This is a genomic window from Stenotrophomonas sp. CFBP8994, assembly GCF_034044835.1.
Lineage (GTDB): Bacteria > Pseudomonadota > Gammaproteobacteria > Xanthomonadales > Xanthomonadaceae > Stenotrophomonas > Stenotrophomonas rhizophila_A.
This window is the reverse complement of record NZ_JAXCWT010000002.1, coordinates 13877-31006: the sequence shown is the minus strand read 5'-3', so window position 1 is coordinate 31006 and position 17130 is coordinate 13877. Positions and strand designations below refer to the sequence as shown.

Sequence of the window (17130 nt, the reverse complement as noted above, 5' to 3'; positions counted from 1 at the left end):
GATGGTCAGGGGTGGGCGGCAGCGCCCATTCAGCGGAGGTGCGCTTCCGACGATCGCAGTGCCATCACCGGCTCAATCGTTGATGGGTACAACGATTCCCGGCAAGTTCGGATCCGTTGAGAAGATGAAACGACTCTCATGGAGGTTGCCGACTTGTTCCATTGCACTCATGTGACCAAAAACGCGCGTCGAATCGGCCTCCAGGAACCGTAGGGTCCATTGCTCGTTGTCTACCTCCTTTCGAGTCTGCACCGTCCCCATGCACATACTTAATCCACAGGAAAAGCTGGCCACCGCGCCATCGGCGCCGACTGCCTGCGTCAACGCACTGCGATAGTGAGCTGCCTGATCCTGCGCCTCCATGCTCTTGGCGGCGTCGGAACTCATTTCATCCAGAGCACGGAAGAATTGTTCGCGTGATTCAAGAACCTCGTCGGCGCGGACGCGGGATAGACCACCATGCTCGATGAACCTGGTCTCTGTCGCCAGGTAGACGGAGTTGGGAGGTTCCAAGGACTGCTGGCCGACAGCACGCGTCTCCGCGTTGATGTCAGGCCGCTCGTCTCCAGCACGAGCATCCTTGATCTCCAGTTGATTGGCGTACCCTGCACTCGACTTGGGCTCCAGATTAACGGCGTTTGGATTGGCAGCCTCCTCGTGCGAGCAGCCAGCACACTGGCTCAGGACGAGGAGTAGCGTGGCGCGTATCGCGCGGGGCATCGCAACGCCCCGCTCCATGCGGCTCGGAATCAAGTTTTCCATCTCACCTCCACGGACAACCGTACGCTTCACAGGTCCCAGGCGGGTAAGTAGGAATCGGGCGTCGCGAAGGTCCCTGAACCCAGCCGCCCGCCGCATCCACTACCCATGCATTTCCGCCCGACACTGCGACCTGACAACTTGTTTGGCAATAGTATCGATCCCCTTTGAATACGATCGTAGATGCTGCCTCCACTTCCCCTGCGCTGAGGGCCAAACCCGTCCCGACCAGTAATCCGCTGACGACACTGGATTTCATTGTCTTCTCCATCTTCGTGGACGAATTGCCACGGGAGAAGTGTTCGGGCAGCCCGTCGCTTGCTCACTCGTACTACTCCTAAATTCGGCGTGTTACGTTCAAGTTGTGGCCTCGATCTCATCTCACCAACGCGCGCTGGATGGATCATGGTCCAATGACCAACATTCGTCGCATCTTTGTTCAGATTCCCAGCTACCGAGACCCACAGCTTGTTCCGACGCTCATTGACATTGCCCAACAGGCACGCGCTCCGAGACAGCTTCGTATTGTGATTTGCTGGCAACATGACGCTGAGGAATCAATCGACACCTTTACCTGCCAGGGCTTTCAGTTCCTGTCCTCGCAATCAAATGGCCCCTATGACGTGCACTTTCTGGAGTTCATTGGAGTCCAGATCGAGCTTATCGACGTTCCCTTCCTGGAGGCGAAGGGCGCTGGCTGGGCGAGGAGCATTGCTCAGCAGAGATTTGAAGGTGAGAAGTACAACTTGCAGATCGATGCCCACCACCGGTTCGTCTCCAATTGGGATGGCCAGATGGTCGCAATGCTTGAGGACTTGAGAAGCCGCTCCGCCAAACCGCTACTGACGGGCTATCCACCTGCTTTCTCGCCTGCATCCTACCCAAGTGGCCGACAGGAGCAGTCGGCCGTAATGCTGGCTGACGAGTTCACACCTATGGGCATAGTCAGATTCAAGTCGGTGATGCTTCCAGGTGATGGAAGGTTCTCAGCTCCACTGAGGGCTCGATTCATGAGCGGCGGATTTGTCTTCTCGGACGGGATGTTTGTTGACGAAGTCGGACAAGATCCGAACCACTTCTTCTTCACAGAAGAGATAGTCATGGCGGTACGAGCTCATAGCCATGGCTATGACTTCTTTCATCCCCACGTGCCGCTTCTCTGGCACGACTACGAGTCGTCCGCACCAGAGGTATGGGAAGATCTCACAGAGGACCTGAAGGTTGGTGGCTCCATCGCCAAGAGCGCTGACGATATGGCGCATGTCTCGGTCCAGCATGCGAGATTCCTGCTCGCGATCGATTCTCCGAACTCAGTGACAAGATCGCCGTATGGGCTGGGTAGCCGTCGGTCACTTCACCACTACGAGCGATTTGCGGGACTCAGCTTCTCGCATCGCGGCGTTCATCGAGACTCCTTGCTACCCGGCGAGCCGGACGAAGCGCACGTTCTCCTGGGCACCAAAGACTGGGAGTCCGGCTTGATATGCAGGCGGATGTTGCGAATCTCAGTTTGCCTCACACTGATCGACGACATTGAGGTTCATGAGGTTGAAATCATGATGCAGAATCATTCGGGTGCTGAATCCCTCGTCAGACGACTAACTTCGACTGATATCCTGGCCTTGGTCGAGCAACGTGCCCTTACGTTTGTTCGTAACTTCTCGACGAGCCCGGATCAGTTGCCGACCAAGCTTCTGCTCAACTGCCGTACTAACCATGCAGGTGCGGAGCGCTTCTTCTCCATCACAGCAGACGAAGTGAGTTCTTGACGGACGCGGGCCGTGACTTGTCCGGTCCACGCGTTGATTGTCTGCCGGTGCGTTCCTTCTGGGGTCGATTCCCAAACGACCGCCGACTCTGGTCGCGATCTCTTTGGCGCATGGACCGGCGCCATCGCACGGCTGGCGGAGGCGCGATGCCGATCATCGCAATGCCATCACCGAATGCGGATGCAGAGCCGACGGTCGATTGGGATGCGACCCTACCAGCGCGCGCGGGTGGAATCCTGCGCGGCCTGGTACCAGCCCGGGCGGCAGGCGACGCGTACTACCGGGTTGACCATGCGCAGCAGCAGGCAGCCGGGTGCGATGTGCAGGCTCACGCGCGAGCCGGTTTCCATGCCGGCGGTGGTCATCCACATGCCGCGCAGGTGCAGTGAGGGGATCAGCACTTCGCCGGGCCTGGGTTCGTCGTCGTCTTGACGGTCTGCGCCGATGAGGACGGTGCGGGGCATGCGCCAGTGGTAGGTGACGCGGGATCGGGCGTCGGCGCGGGAATCATCGTTGTTGTCGTGCATGGTAGGCCTCTCCTGGATGTCTCCCTCGCCGGGATGGCGAGGGAGTCGGGAGGCTAAAAGCCGTTAGCAAGAAACGGTGCGACGTATTTCCACGAGGGTGTTGTATTCCGCCACCCTCCCGACGCAGTACATCAAGCTTGCTGAATTGCTGAGCTTTTAGACTCAGGACCTACCATGCGTACGCGATGACGATATCGGAATTCGGTTTTATCTGTTGATTTGGTCGAACCGGTAGGCGGTGCCTAACACTGCGTCGGAAATGGACCGCGAGTGCCCTGCATCCATTGCGGTGCAAGCACATCGCGAAGTGTGATGCGGTAGGCGAACTTTCTTTCTGTGCGCTCTGCGCAGCATGAAACGCCAGGATTTTCCATGCCGCATTCGGCATGTACCGCGCGGTAGGGTCGGTTCCCAAACGACTGCCGACAATGTGGGCGATCGCTTTGACGCATGGACCTGTGCAATTGCATGGCTGACGGAGGCGTGATGCCGATCATTGCAATGCCATCAACGGTCGCGGATGCCGCGTCGGTGGTCGATTGGGATGCGACCCTACCGGTGTCGGACCCGCAATCACACGGGCTGACGGAGGCGCGATGCCGATTACTGCAATGCCTTCACCGGGCGCGGGCGCCGCGTCGGCGTTCGATTGGGATGCGACCCTACCGATGCCAGGTCCCCACACGTCCGGTGGGCCGTGGCGCCGATCATTGTCAGCAGCCAGGCAGGGCCTGGCTCTACTTTTCCTTTCGCCAGTTGAGCGAGCCGCGGTTTTCCACCGTGCTGGATTCGATTTCGATGTCGAAGCCGCGGCGCAGCAGGTACTTCAGTGTGAGTACCGAGCCGCTGCCTACCAGCGAGACGCCGTAGCCGACGTACAGCTTGGGCGAGATGTACTTGCCCACGCCGATCACCGAGCCGCCCAGCGCGCGCGACTGGCTCACGCCGGCGTCGTCCAGGCCGAGCTTGGCGCCCAGCTGCGAGGCCAGCAGGCCGCTGCCGGCCGACAGCGCCGCCGAGGCCGCGTTCACCTGCTGGGTCTGGTCGCTGCTGGCGCCGGTAAGGCTGCGCCCCAGCACCAGGAACGCCAGTGCTTCGGACTGCGACATCGACGGGTCCGACCACACGTCCACCCGGGGCGACTGCGCGCGGCCGGTCACGTCGATGCCGGCGGTGACATCACCCACCCGGCGCTCTGCACGGATGTTGATGCGCGGGTCGGACACCGCGTTAAAGTTCCAGTTGAGGTTGCCGCGGGTGATGGTCAGGTCCTGGCCATAGGCCTTGTAGCGGCCACTCACTTCCAGCGCACCGTTGGCGGTCATCTCGCGACCGGGCCGCGCCCACACCTGCATCTTGCCGCCCAGCCCGCCCTTGAGGCCGAAGCCGGCCATGCGGACCTTGTCGCCCAGGCTCACGGTCAGGTCCATGTCCAGCGGCAGGCTCGGGCCTTCTTCCGGATCGGCCGGGTCCAGCACCACCACGTCTTCGGACACCGAGGTGCCGCGATCCAGCCGCTCCAGGTCCAGGTCGGCTTCGGGCACGTGCACGGTGCCGCGCAGCTGCATGGCCGCCTTGGCCAGGGTGAAGTCGAGGTTCGGGTTGGCCACGATGCGCAGTTCCGGCGTGTTGGACAGCAGCACGTTTTCGCCGTGGATATGCAGCTGCAGCGGCTGTGCATCGCCGAACCACGACAGCCCGCCGTCGACGTACAGCGTGCCCTTGCCCGAGTTCGCCTGTGCGGTGATCTTCGCCGAACCATCCGGCTGCGCGGTGAAGCTGCCGCTGCCCTGGTCGAAGGTCAGCCCCAGCGCCGGGAATTCAGCCTTGAAGTTGCTCAGCTTGGCGTCGCCGCCCAACGACGGCGTGCCGCGCGTACCGCGCAGGCTGACGTGGCCTTCGATCAGGCCGGTGGGGCGCACGATGTCCGGCGAGAACAGCTCGATCCAGTACAGCCGCGACATGTTGAGGTACAGCTCGCCGTTGAGTGGCGCGTTGGCATCCCAGCCGGTCTGCACCTTGGCATCGACGAAGCCGTTGCCCTGGAAGCCGACACCGAGCTTGGCGTTGATCTGCGCCGGGGTCATTTCCAGCGTGGCCGAGAACTGGTCGTAGCGCACCAGCTCGCCGCGCGCGTTGTCGCCCAGGCGGATGCCGCCTTCCAGCGAGGCGATCCTGGCGCTGCCTTCCCACGCGTTGCCGCGCGGGCGGATCTGCCCATCCAGGGTGATTTCGCCACGCAGGTGCAGGCGGCGCCCGGATTGCGGCGGCAGCCACGGCTGCACCAGCGCCAGCGGCAGTGCATCGCCGCGCACCTTCAACCCATCACGCGGCCAGTTGGCGCTGGCGCACAGCGCGCCGCCGGTGGCCGCGCCCAGGCAGGTGTCGGTCAGGGTGAAGGTGCTGCCCTGGATACCGAAGGTGGCCGGTGCGCGCAACGCCCATGCATCGCCCTTGATCGGTGCGATCCGCAGCGCGGCGATATCACCCCGCCATGCATTGCCCTGCTGGCGTACCCCGCCCTCCAGCGCCACCGCACCCAGTTCGTTCTTCGCCTGCGCATCCAGCCGCAGGTTGGACACACTGCCGCGCGCGTCCACGTTGATCGTGTCCAGCAGCATGCCGGCCTGCACCTTGCTGCCCTGCAGCGCCAGGGTGCCGTTGCTGCCCTGCCACGGCAGGCGGCCACGGATGCTGAGCGCTTCAGCGCTGTAATCGGCATAGCGCAGCCCGCTGCCGACCAGGTCGGCGGTGATGTCCGGTGCGGTGCGCGGTCCGCGCACCTGCACCTGGCCACGCAGCGTGCCGGTGCTGCCGGGCATCAGGTCATCCAGTTGCACCGGTTCCAGCTGCGCCTGCACATCGAGGCGGTCGCCGACGCTGCCGCGCGCGGTCAGGCGGCTGTTGCCCACCGCCAGGCGCACGTTGCCTTCGCCCTGCTGCCCGCGCAGCGCGAAGCGGCCCTGCGCATCCACGCGCCGGTTGCGCAGCATGCCGTTGATGCCGGGCACGTCCACGGTGGCTTCATAGATCCCGGCGGTACCGGCCGGGCTGCCCGCCGGCGGCGGCAGCTGGCGGCCCTTGGAGGCCACGTTGCCGGACAGGCGGCCATCCCACCCGGGCACGAAATAGCCGGGATCGAATGCAGCCAGCTTGGCGGCCACGTCCCAATCCAGCTGCGGCGCCCACGCCACCTGGCCGGTCACATCGAGCGCGCCGCCGGGAGTCTTGGCCTGCAGCTGCTTGATCCGGGCGGCGGTGTCGCTGCCGCGCACATCGAACGTCAGGTCGGCCGATTGCTGTTCGCGCTCCACCGAGGCCGTGCCGACCGCCGCCCAGTTCTTGAGCGTGCCGGCCAGGCCCATGCGCGCTTCGTTGAGCGTCACCGGCACCGGCTTGGCGGCGCCCGGCGTGGTGGGATCGGCCTCGGGCACGAAGGTCAGGTCGTTGGCGACGATCGCAAAGCGCAGGCTGGCATTTTCGCGGTCACGGAAATCGGCGGTGCCCTGCAGCCGGGCCTGGCCACCGAAGCCCTTCACCACCAGCGGTGAGACGGTCAGTACCTGGTCGGCCAGGCCGACATTGGACGGCGCCAGCTCCACCGCCAGGTCGCCCTGCTGGATGCGGCCCTGCAGGTTGGCCTGCCCGCCCTTTCCGGTGGCCTGGAAATCCAGCGACAGCGGCGTGCTGGTACTGGCATCCATGCCCGGCACCAGCAGGGCCAGATCCAGTTCCTTGCTGCGCGCACTGGCCTTCCACACCGGTGCGTCGCGGCCGTCGAAGACCAGGTTGGCCTGCAGCGGCGCGGGGGCATGCCCGGCCAGCGCGATTTCCATGCGGTCCAGGTTGCCACGGGCCACCAGCCCGAGCCGCGCCGGGGTGCGCCCGCGCGGTGCCGGCAGCACCGCGCCGATGGTGATGTCGGTGGAATAGTCGTTGCGCGGCACATAGCGGCCGTCCACGCGGAAGTCGCCCAGGTCGCTGTCCACCTTGAGCTGGCGCGCGCGGAATTCGCCGTTGGCAATTTCCAGCCCACCGCGCAGCCTGGTGATGTCGATCAACGGCTCCTGCGCCTGGGTGATGCGGAAGCCATCGATGATGATGGTGTCGGCCTGGATCGCCAGCGGCATTTCGATCTGCGGCAGCGAATCGGGCCACGAGGGCATTTCGAACGGTTCATCGCTCTTGGCCAGGTTCAACGTGGCGTTCTTGATCTGCAGCGCATCCAGCTGCAGCTTGCGGCCCAGCAGCGGGCGGATATCCGGATCCAGGTACGCGCGCTCGGCGGTGAAGTGGATGTCGTCGTAGCGGAAATCCAGGTTGTGCAGCACCAGCGGCCCGGCCACCGGGCCATCCACCTTGCTCCAGGTCAGCGTGGCGCCCACCGGCAGCCGCGCCACCACCTGGGCCAGCAGCACATCGCGCCCGGCCACGGTCTGCAGCAGCCAGTACACCAGCAGCAGCGCCAGCAGCACCAGCCCCAGCACGGTGAAGCCGGACCATGCCCAGAACCGGCGCTTGCGGTAGAAGCGCACGCGCGGCGGCGGCGGGGTTGGCGTGGTCGGGGTCGGCGTGCTCACAGGTCCGCTCCCACGCTCAGGTACAGCTGGAACTTCGAATCCGGATTGTTCAGACCGTGCGCGATGTCCACGCGCACCGGACCCACCGGTGATTTCCAGCGCACGCCGAAGCCCACGCCGGTATGCAGGTCGATGGTGTTGTCGAACGCGCTGCCGGTATCGACGAACACCGCGCCGCCCCACGGCCCGCCCTTGAAGTAGTGCTCGTACTCGGCCGAGGCGGTCACCAGGTTCTTGGCACCCAGTGCGAATTTATCCGGCGGAGGCGTGCGCGGGCCTACTTCACGGAACGCGTAACCGCGGATGCTGCGGTCGCCACCGGCGAAGAAGCGCAGGCTGGGGGGCATCGCCACCAGGTCGCTGGTCCAGGTGGTACCCCCTTCGCCGCGCAGGATCAGGCGGTCGGCATCGCCGACCGGAATGAACCAGCGCAGCATCACACTGGCCTGCACGAAGCTGGTATCCGAACCTGCGCCTTCGATGCCGCCACGCATGGTCGCGCTGCCACTGATGCCCTTGCGCGGGGCCAGGCGGTCGTCGACATTCACGTAGTCGGCCACCAGCTGCGGATACACCAGCGTGGAGGTGTTGTAGATCGCGTTGGTGAATTCGGTGCCCGAGGCATAGCGCCAGCGCTCGCGCAGGGCATTGATCGAGGCGATGGCCGTCCAGTTCTCGTTGATCTCGCCGCTGCGGCTGCCGATCAGCTTGAAGTTGCGAAGGTCGATGTAGTCGGTCTGCTCGTCATACGCGCTGGCGGTGAGCCCGTACCACCCGTCCAGCCACTTGAACGCCGGGATCCGGTAGGTGGTGACAAGACTCTTGCGCTTCTGCGCGTAGTCCAGCTGGGTGTTCATCTTGTGGCCGCGGCTGTTGAGGAAGCGCCGCTCCAGGCCGCCGCGCACACCGGCGCCGCTTTCGCTGCCGTAGCTGATACCGGCCGTGTAGATGCTGCGCTTGGCCCGGGTCAGGGTGACATCCACCGGCACGTTGCCGTTCTCGTCGGCCTGGTCCGGCTGCGGCTGGATGTCGATGACGCTGAAGTAATCCAGCTTGGTCAGCGATTCGCGCAGGCGGTCCAGCTTGCCTTCGTGGAAGTAGCTGCCCTTTTCCCAGTACACCAGCGGGTCGAACAGGCGCTCCACGAAGTAATCCTGGTGGAAGCGGATATCGCCCATGTTGTAGCGGCGGCCGCTGTCCCAGGTGAGATCGATGTCGGCGGCATTCTCGGCGCGGGTGATCTCGACCCGGCGCTGGGTGAAATCGGCATCGAAGTAGCCACGTTCGGCCAGGCGCCGGGTGATGGTCACGCGGCTGGCGTCGTACAGCGTGTGCTCGAAGCGCTGGCCCTTGCGCGGCCGGAAGTTCTCCAGGTCTTCCTGCAGGTACTGGTCCAGCTGCGCCGGACCGGTGATGTCGATGTTCTCGCGGCGTACCAGGGTGGGCGGACCACGATCGACATGGATCACCACGCGCAGGTTCTCACCTTCGCGCGGGCTTTCCACCGTGATCACCGGGTTGTAGTAGCCGAACGGTTCCAGCGCGCGCCGGGTCTGGCGCTCGGCCTGCGACAGCAGGTATTCCAGCCGGGACTCGCCCTGTTCCTTGCCAATGGTGTCGTACAACGACAGCGAGACTTCGATGTTCTCGATCATCTCGGCATCGTCGTCCCTGTCCAGGCCGGTGATGTCCACCTTCTCGATGGTGCCGCGCGCATGCGCGGTCGAGGCGATCGCCAGCGACAGGAACAACAGCGGCAGGAAATATTTCAAAGGCGGCATGGGCACAGGATAGCGGGATCGTGCCAAAAACGAAGCCCGTCGCTGCGGTGCATGCGGCCTCGAGCATCACGCCATATTCACGCAGGCGGAAGGTGAGCCAGAAATTGTGACCAGTCCATCGAGGGGGACACGGAGATTTCGTAGGCCTCACCGCTGTCCACGCCGGACTCGATGCAGATGCTGAAGAACGCAGGCGCCCCCCTGCCCGGCACGCAGGCGTAATAGCAGTCGCCGTTACCGTGGTTGTTGTAGCGGCCGAAGATCAGCACCCCGTCGCGCAGGGTCAGATTCCCGCCGCAGGCATCGAGCCCGTCGTCGCCGTCCCCGGGCGCCACCTTCCGTTGTACCGGCCCGCTGGCATCAGCGTCGTGCAGGAATCCCTGTTCGAGATAGGCGCGCAGGTCGTCGGCGATCCCACTGCGGAACAGGTCGCGGGCGAACGCGGTGGCCTGGCTGCCGAACAGCAGGAAATCGTGCTCGCGCGTGGCCAGGGCCTGCTCGCGGTCGGCCCCGAGAACGGAGGCGTCCGCCGCGGTGAGGCCCGGTGTGCTGGAAAGTGCGGCAGGACGGCCGGCGCCGTTGATGATCATTGCAAGTGCTCCCGGAATCGGTGGTCCAGCGGCGGCCGGGGCTCGCACCCCGGCCGTCGCACATCGACATGGTGCCGCATCCGCATGCGGCGCGCCTCAGAATCCCTCGGCTTCATACTCCGTCCGTGTCCAGAGCCGCGGCACCGGCCGCGGCGGCGGCGATGCCAGCAGCTGTTCCTCGGCCCATTGGCGCACATCGGGCTTCTTCAACTCGGCGGCGGCCATCTGCCGAATGTCGTTTTCGGAATGGCCTGCACCCTCCCATGCGACGCGGTGTTTCTCCATCACCCGCAGCATGGCCTGCTCCGACCGCCACTCCAGGGCCTCGGTTGGCGTGTCGAAGTGATAGAACACGGTAAGTTCGACATCGGGCAGCATCTCCTCCAACTCGGCCAGGCGGCGATCACAGCTGTAGGAACAGGGGTTGCTGTCGGACAGGATGCCGACCTTCCCCGTGACCTTCGGTATCGGGCCCCTTCCATCGAGAAGGTCCGCGATCGCAGGCACCGCCTTCTTCAATGCGTCAAACCAGCCCTTCAGGATCTTGCTCTCGCTGCATGAGCGGATCTGGTACAGGTAGTAGTCGCCGGGGGTCAGGGATTTTGCATTGCTTGCCAGCAGATTTCCCTCGCCAACGTACTGCCGCATTGCCTCCGAGAGCGACTTGCCATCCAGTGCGTCGAACTCCGCGTCGGTCAGCTCGGCGAACGACCGGGCCTGCTTCCCGCCCGGCACCGTCACCTGCAGGTCGCGCTCGGTCAGGGTGATCTTCTTCGACGCCTGCCCCGGTTCGGCCAGCTTGCCCACCGAGGGCATCAGGTCTGCACCCAGCGGATAGTCCGCACGGAACAGGTCGCTCTGCATCGGCTTGCCCTCGGCCTGTGCAGCGGGCAGGAACACGCGGCGCACCGGCACCGGCTTGACGAAGTTTTCCGGGTGCATCCATGCCCGCGGCACGGTACTCAAGGCGAAACCACTGTCCGGGAAATCCGGTGATGGACCCAGCGGCACCCCACCGTACGCGATGCCGTCCAGACGGTAGTAGGCCGCGTTCATCAGGTCGTAGCCGTTCAAGGTGCGGAAGTTCTTCTTCTGCAGCTCCTTCATGCGTGCGGCGTCGGCCGGCGGCAGGGATTGCTTCTCCAGCTTGAGCTGCATCATGCGGCTGGTCAGCGCCTTCAGTTCGCGTTCTTCCGCGCGCAGGCCGGTGTAGGTCCGGTCCAGCTCGTGCCGCATCGCGCCCAGGCTGCGCTGCATGTCGTCACGCAGTGCAATCATGTCCGGACCCAGCGAGATGCTGTCCGGGGGATCGCAGTCCGCCGAACGGCGGGTGCGTTCGTGCGGCCGTGCCTCACTGTTGGGGCTGCTGTCGGGCACCGGCTTGAGCGGTCCCCTCAGGCTGCAGCGCTGCGCGATCGGCATCTGCTTCATCTGCTCGACCACTTCGCGCCGCAGCGTGGTTGCGTCGCCCAACCGGCGTTTTTCGGGTGCGGCAAGCTGTTCGAACAACGCGTCCTGCCAGTGCGTATGTACCTTGTGCTACGCATCCGACACGATCAGTGCGCTACCCGTGCCAGGGCTGAAGGCCAGCCGTGCTTCGGCAACCCCGGGCGTTGCCGAGCCGACCAGCAGCACGGAACCGCCCTGGCCATCGTCACGCACCTTGATGGTGCGGCCAGGCAGTGCCGACTGCAGGTGGGTGCCCAGTTGCTGCACATCGGCAAGCGTGCCGAAGGCGTCGTTCACCACCGCCTGGCGTTGCTGGCGCTGCGTCCGGCTGGTGAGTGTGTCGGCCACGATCGCGCGGATGTCCGTGGAGAATATCCACGATTCCACCTCGCGCTTCTGCAGGCCGTTGGAGCGGGTGATGATCTCTTCCGCCTCGGCCTTGGTGAGATCGGGGAAGTGCTTGACCAGGTTGTCCGCTGCCGTTGGCAGGCGGTGCTGGGCGGCGATCCAGCGTTGCCAGGTGAGGCGGCTCTGCGCCGGGTCGGCCTTGATCACCCGGCCCAGCTCGCTGCGCACTGCCTGCAGCAGCGCGTCGCGGCCGGTGTCCGCCGGTAGTTTCAGCCGCGTGGCCAGGGCGGTTGCGTCAGCAGCGTCAACCAGGGCCTCGACGCCGGGCAAGGTGCGCGTGTCGGCCACTTCCACCATCAGCCCGACGGGACCGCGGCCGAAACGTGCGCCTCGGGTCCACTCGCCGATGGTGTCGACATAGGTTTCCACACCCTTGCCGTTGCCCAGTGCAGGGCTGTCGGCCCAGGCGCGCATGATGATCGCCTCGTCGCCGGGCATGCCCAGCGAATCGGGGTCGCCGAGAATGCGCTGCACACGCTGGTCGATGGTGAGCTCCTGCACCACGTGGCGCAGGTCGGCACTGGGTGAGGAATCACGCGAACGCACGCCGAACACCGCCTCCAGCTCGTCCAGCTTCTCCGGCGGCAGGTTTTCCGCCTCCGGCAGGCGGCTCACCCACCCGCGCCCGCCCACCGGCGACAGCGTGGTGGTGCCGCGGTGCGCCGGCGGGCGCTCCTGCCGGTACCAGGCGTTGTTCCTGAATTCCACCGGTGGACCTGGCGCCTCGGATGCATCGGGCATGCGCAGGCGCACATCGCGGCCATCGGTCACCGCTTCGACGAAATGACCTTCCTGCCGGATATATGTACGGTCCCGCTGCCGGTACAGCAGGCCGCCACCGGCGAGCGGTTGTTCCAGCATGGGCAGCGCTGCGGTCGCCAATGCGCTGTCCGACACCGCGAAGCCCTGGTTGACCTGCCCGTCGGCGCTGAATCCCCGCCGCTGCAGGCGCAGCTGGCGCACTGCAGCGGTCGCCTCGGCGATGCTGCCCAGGCTGCGCTTGCCGAGCTGGTACAGCAGCCCGGGGATCGCGGTGATCTGGGCCGGGTCGAGCAGGTCGACCACCCCCCCGCCGATCTCGAGGATGCCGTCATCGACCAGGCCGCGCTCCAGGTAAACCAGGCCCCGGTGGAAACTGTCGACCACCACCCCCAGCGTGCCGGCCAGGCACAGCAGCGTGCCGGTGCCGCCACTGGCGAGGGAACACAACGCGCCCACCCCGATCGTGCCGATCATCCTGAGCGTCTCGACCAGCTGCTCGTGCGGGCTCACCGTCAGCTCGTCCACATCGTCGATGCGCGCGGCGATCAGCGTGGCCGCCGCCGCCTGCGGCCCACGCGTGGCCGCGAAGCCGAACGGGATGCCGCGCGAGCTGGCGGTATGCTCGAACGCCCCGGCCAGGTCCGGGTGGTAGCGATACTGCGCGCGGGCGCGAACGTAGGCTTCGGCCTCGGGTCGGCGCAGCCAGAGGGCAAAGGCGCGCTCGTCCAGCACCTGGTCTCCGTAGGGGGTATCGGGCAGGAACACATGGCGACCGGCAGGCGTCTGGATCGCCCACAGCCCCACCAGCGGGTGGCCTTTGAGCGTCACTACCTGCAGGGTCGAGGTCTGCTTGCCGACCGGGTCGAGCTGCGTGTGCGCCGTTTGCAGCGCGGCGTGGGTGGCTGCGTCCAGCAGGCCGTCCTGTCGGGCCACCTCGATCATCCACGCGGTGCGCGCGCGGATCTGGTTGCCCAGCGCAGCGGCGAAGGCCCTGCCCTCCCCGGTGCGCGGCAGCGCGCGCAGGTGCTCAATGTAGGCCGCGGCCAGCCGGTTGCTGGTGGCGAAGCTCTCCAGCTCGCCACAGATCGCCCGGCGCAGCGCCGGGTCGGCCAGCCGCGCGGTGAGCTCGGTGTCCACCCCGCCCTGCGCGTCGCCGCGCCACGCCACCAGCTGCATCGCGTCCAGCGTCGCATCGTCCAGCCAGGTGGCTGGCGGCAGCCGGGCATTGGGCATGCCGGCCGCGTCGGGCGCCCAGTCCGGGGCGTTCAGCGGTACCGGCGGCCGGGGCAGCCCGTGCTGCTGCCAGCCGCGGGTCGCCCAACGGGTCAGGTCCATGTGCTGCTCGCCCAGCTGCAGGTGGACCCGGCTCGGATCGAAGCCCGCCAGCGAGCCTTCGAAACCGGCCATCCGCAGCGCGCCCACCATGGCATCGGTGACGCTGGTCTGCGCGTGCGTGTCCAGGGTCTGCAGGGCGCTGTCGCGGCGCTGCTGGTAGGCGGCGTCCGCGGCCACGTTGGCAATGCCCAGCGGGCTCCAGCGCAGCAGGTTGCGGCCCAGCTGTTGCTGCGCCAGCGCCTGCCCGTGATTGACCAGCGTGTCGGCCCACTGCTGGCGCGCCCCGTCGGCGTGGTCGACCGGAGTGAACGCAAAGGTGAAGCTCGTGGCCGGGCTCCATGCCTGTGGTCCGCGCTGGCCGCGCTGGTGAAGCACGAGACGCGCTTCCCAGTCATCGACCAGTCTCTGCACGTCCCTGCGGTGTTCTGGCGGCGCGGCCTGCACGATGTCGTCGCCCAGGCTGCGTTGCACCCCGCCGTCGGCGGCGAAGGCCCCGCTGCGGGCGCGCTGGGTATCCAGGAACTCGCGGAACGCGTCTTCGTCGCCGAACGCCTGGAAACGCGACAGGTCCGCGCGGTACAGCACCACCTGGCCGCGCAGCCCCTCCTCCTTGGCGGCGCTGCGCAGCACCAGGTAGTTCGGCACCGGCACCGTGATCGCGCTGCCGTCGGGCAGCCGGTCCACATAGGTCAACGTGGCGCGTTCGACCGCGCCGGTGCCCTGCAGGAAGCCCAGCACCACCTCCGCACCACGCCGATGCGCGTCGCCGCTGCCCAGCCGGCCCAGCGCCTTGGCCTTGAGCGCGTCCAGCACCAGCTGCGCCTGCACGGCTGCACTGAGCGCCGGCCGCGCCTGTTCGACGCGGGCGGCGATGTCCACGCGCAGGCGGCTGGCGTCGGCACTGGCCAGCGCCTGCCTGAGCTGGGCCCACTCACGCGGGGTGACCGGCAGGTCATCGCGCAGGAACGACGCCTCACCGGCGCGCGGCCGTGACAGGCAGTACGCGAGCAGCGGCAGGCGATCGTCCACCTGCATCCCGGCCACGTCCTTGTGCGGCAGACGCACTTCGATGTCCATCCAGTTCCCCTGCCACCCCGCTTTCTGCAGCAGTTCTTCCATCACCGCATCGGCCGCGTTGTCCACCGCCGCCAGGGTGGGGGCGATCCTGCGCAGCGCCTGCCAGTGGCCGACCAGCAGTTCCTGTTCCGAGGCCGACAATCGCGCCACCCATTCCCAGCCGGGCTGCGTGGCGATGTCGCGCGCTACCGCTACCGACCACAGACGCATCGACTGCAGCTGCTGTATCAGGGCAGGGTCGGCGCGCAGTACATCCAGCTGCGCGGTCGACACACCGTGCCGCTGCAGGTCGGCTTCCTGTTCGCCTGCGCGGTGGGCGGTGGTGGCGGGTGCCGCGCGCCGCGTGCGACCGCTACGCGGAGTGGGCTCCAGTTCGCCCAGCACCAGATCCAGCGCGGTGCCCCAGTGGCCGTCCGGCAACCCAACCACCTCGCCGGCCAGCTGTTCGGCCAGCGAGATCGGCGTGGCCGCGGCGGTATCGGGCCAGAAATAGCGCTTCAAGCCAATCACTGCCGCACCCGCACCGGTTACCGTCGCTGCCGCTGCCAGCGCCAGCGGCGTCCGTCGCAGATTGGGGAACATGCGCGCGGTGGCAGCAGCTCCCGTCGCCACTTCAACCGCTTCGGGCGACATCAGCGGCTCGGTCACTACCTCGCGCAGCGCCGAGCCACCCATCAAGGTCATTTCCACTGCGGGTGCGGCTTGTGGCACCGACTGGAAGCCACCCCGTGCCGCATGGCCCAAGGTGGCAATGCCGGCGCCCAGCCACGCAAGCCAACCGCTCTGCGGGCGACTGCCCGGTGACGCTGCCGCATCGGCCGGCCGCGCCGGGCTAGGTGCCGGGGCAGGTTCGCGGGTCGGCCCCCCTGCCTGCGGGGCCCCGGGCGCGCGCGACGCTTCAAACGTCACCGGCTCAAGGCTGTCGATGGTGGGACGGATCCGCGGCGGGCCCGGCCGCATGCCCCGGTCCGCCCAGCGCTGGAACTCGATCCGTTGCGCCTTTTCTTCCGGGCCTGGACGCAGTGCGCGTTGGTCGCGTTCGACCGGCACGTCCGCTTCCCCATCGGCAGCCACCGCGCCCGGTGCAAGCAGCGCCCCGCCCACGCCATTGAGCACGGCGATGCGCTGCCAGTGCAACGGCAGTTCGGCGATGAAGCGACCGATCCCCTGCAGCTGCCCCGCCGGCTTGGGCAGCGCGCGTTGCACCTGCCAGAGCAGTGCGGCCACCGCCAGCGCCGACATCAGGTGACCGCCGCCGAGGTTGGGGCGCAACTGCGCGTCGGCCTGTGCGATCTGCTCATGCAGGGTCCACAGGCTGGCCCGGAGTGTTTCGGGCAACGACTGCACCAGCGCGTCGAACTGCGCATGAGTGCGCAGCGACGGAAGCGCCGCCGCCAATGACGGCAACACGGCGGCCACGCTCCCCCACGTGCCGGTGAATACGCTGCGGGCGAGCTGGCCTGCGGTCATCGCGCTGCTGGCCCAGCCGGGCAGTTCGGCCATCAGTGTGGTCCACGCTGCCCGCGTCAACGCGCTGTCCAGCGTGTTGATGCCCAGCTGGCGCAGCATCGCCACATCGCGACCTCTCGCGGCAAGCGCCTGCTCCATCCGCTGGGTGATGGCCTCGCGTTCTTCCGGCGTGGTGGCAGCGGCGATGTACTTTTTCATCGTCCACGCCAGCGCCGCGCGTTCCGGCGCTTCTGTTTCCAGGATCGCATCATGCACCGCCCTTTCACGCGGGCTCAGCACGACGTCCAGTGCCGTGGCTTCCTGCGGGTACGGCGATGTCGCATTGCTTACATGGGTGGGGATATTTGTGCCTGTCCCAGCCGCATCCTGCGCCACAGACTCGTTGGCCGGTGCGTTGAACGGGTTGAAGGTAGACAAGGCGCCAGCGGCGCGATCGAAGATGGGCATGCGGCAGAACTTCCATGCGAAGCGGGGGCGAGCCGCGCAGGACGCACGCGACGTGTCGGTGCCGCGTGGAAGTGCGGCGCCGGATGATCACGCGGCGCTGGGAAATACCGATTGCACGAATTTATCGTTTTCTGATTTTTCCTAAGAAACGCTCAATCAATATTCAGATTGATTGC

8 protein-coding genes are annotated in these 17130 nt (G+C 66.4%); 1 reads left to right on the top strand and 7 read right to left on the bottom strand.

The genetic code is table 11. From position 1 onward, the window contains the following. Positions 1-72 precede the first annotated feature (72 nt). On the bottom strand, positions 73-762 hold the full coding sequence (locus SOM39_RS04965) for a hypothetical protein (RefSeq protein WP_320457678.1): 690 nt from the start codon (positions 760-762) through the stop codon (positions 73-75). A gap of 410 nt (positions 763-1172) precedes the next feature. On the opposite strand from SOM39_RS04965, the gene SOM39_RS04960 reads away from it, so the two are divergent. Next, positions 1173-2528, top strand: coding sequence for a GlcNAc-transferase family protein (locus tag SOM39_RS04960; RefSeq protein WP_320457677.1), 1356 nt, complete (start codon positions 1173-1175; stop codon positions 2526-2528). A 212-nt stretch (positions 2529-2740) separates the two neighbouring features. On the opposite strand, the gene SOM39_RS04955 is transcribed toward SOM39_RS04960, so the two are convergent. The 6 genes from SOM39_RS04955 to SOM39_RS04930 all read right to left on the bottom strand — a co-directional run bounded on the left by SOM39_RS04955 (position 2741) and on the right by SOM39_RS04930 (position 16954). After that, positions 2741-3055 (bottom strand): SymE family type I addiction module toxin, encoded by a 315-nt coding sequence (locus SOM39_RS04955; protein WP_320457676.1) that lies wholly within the window; start codon positions 3053-3055, stop codon positions 2741-2743. Between the two features lie 737 nt (positions 3056-3792). Further along, entirely contained in the window at positions 3793-7635 is a 3843-nt protein-coding gene (locus SOM39_RS04950; RefSeq protein WP_320457675.1) for a translocation/assembly module TamB domain-containing protein, read from the bottom strand. After that, the gene (locus SOM39_RS04945) at positions 7632-9416 is read right to left on the bottom strand and encodes an autotransporter assembly complex protein TamA (protein WP_217539147.1); all 1785 of its coding nucleotides are present in this window, start codon (positions 9414-9416) and stop codon (positions 7632-7634) included. The genes SOM39_RS04950 and SOM39_RS04945 overlap by 4 nt, the downstream gene beginning before the upstream one ends. A 77-nt stretch (positions 9417-9493) precedes the next feature. Next, positions 9494-10006, bottom strand: a complete 513-nt coding sequence (locus tag SOM39_RS04940) for a hypothetical protein (RefSeq protein ID WP_320457674.1) — start codon at positions 10004-10006, stop codon at positions 9494-9496. Between the two features lie 96 nt (positions 10007-10102). Beyond that, positions 10103-11515, bottom strand: coding sequence for a hypothetical protein (locus SOM39_RS04935; protein ID WP_320457673.1), 1413 nt, complete (start codon positions 11513-11515; stop codon positions 10103-10105). Between the two features lie 30 nt (positions 11516-11545). After that, positions 11546-16954, bottom strand: coding sequence for a hypothetical protein (locus SOM39_RS04930; protein ID WP_320457672.1), 5409 nt, complete (start codon positions 16952-16954; stop codon positions 11546-11548). Between the last annotated feature and the right edge of the window lie 176 nt (positions 16955-17130).

Bases quoted from the DNA above. Each gene is read 5' to 3' on its own strand.
- SOM39_RS04965 (WP_320457678.1), bottom strand. From the start codon at position 762: ATGGAAAACTTGATTCCGAGCCGCATGGAGCGGGGCGTTGCGATGCCC.
- SOM39_RS04960 (WP_320457677.1), top strand. From the start codon at position 1,173: ATGACCAACATTCGTCGCATCTTTGTTCAGATTCCCAGCTACCGAGAC.
- SOM39_RS04955 (WP_320457676.1), bottom strand. From the start codon at position 3,055: ATGCACGACAACAACGATGATTCCCGCGCCGACGCCCGATCCCGCGTC.
- SOM39_RS04945 (WP_217539147.1), bottom strand. From the start codon at position 9,416: ATGCCGCCTTTGAAATATTTCCTGCCGCTGTTGTTCCTGTCGCTGGCG.
- SOM39_RS04940 (WP_320457674.1), bottom strand. From the start codon at position 10,006: ATGATCATCAACGGCGCCGGCCGTCCTGCCGCACTTTCCAGCACACCG.
- SOM39_RS04930 (WP_320457672.1), bottom strand. From the start codon at position 16,954: ATGCCCATCTTCGATCGCGCCGCTGGCGCCTTGTCTACCTTCAACCCG.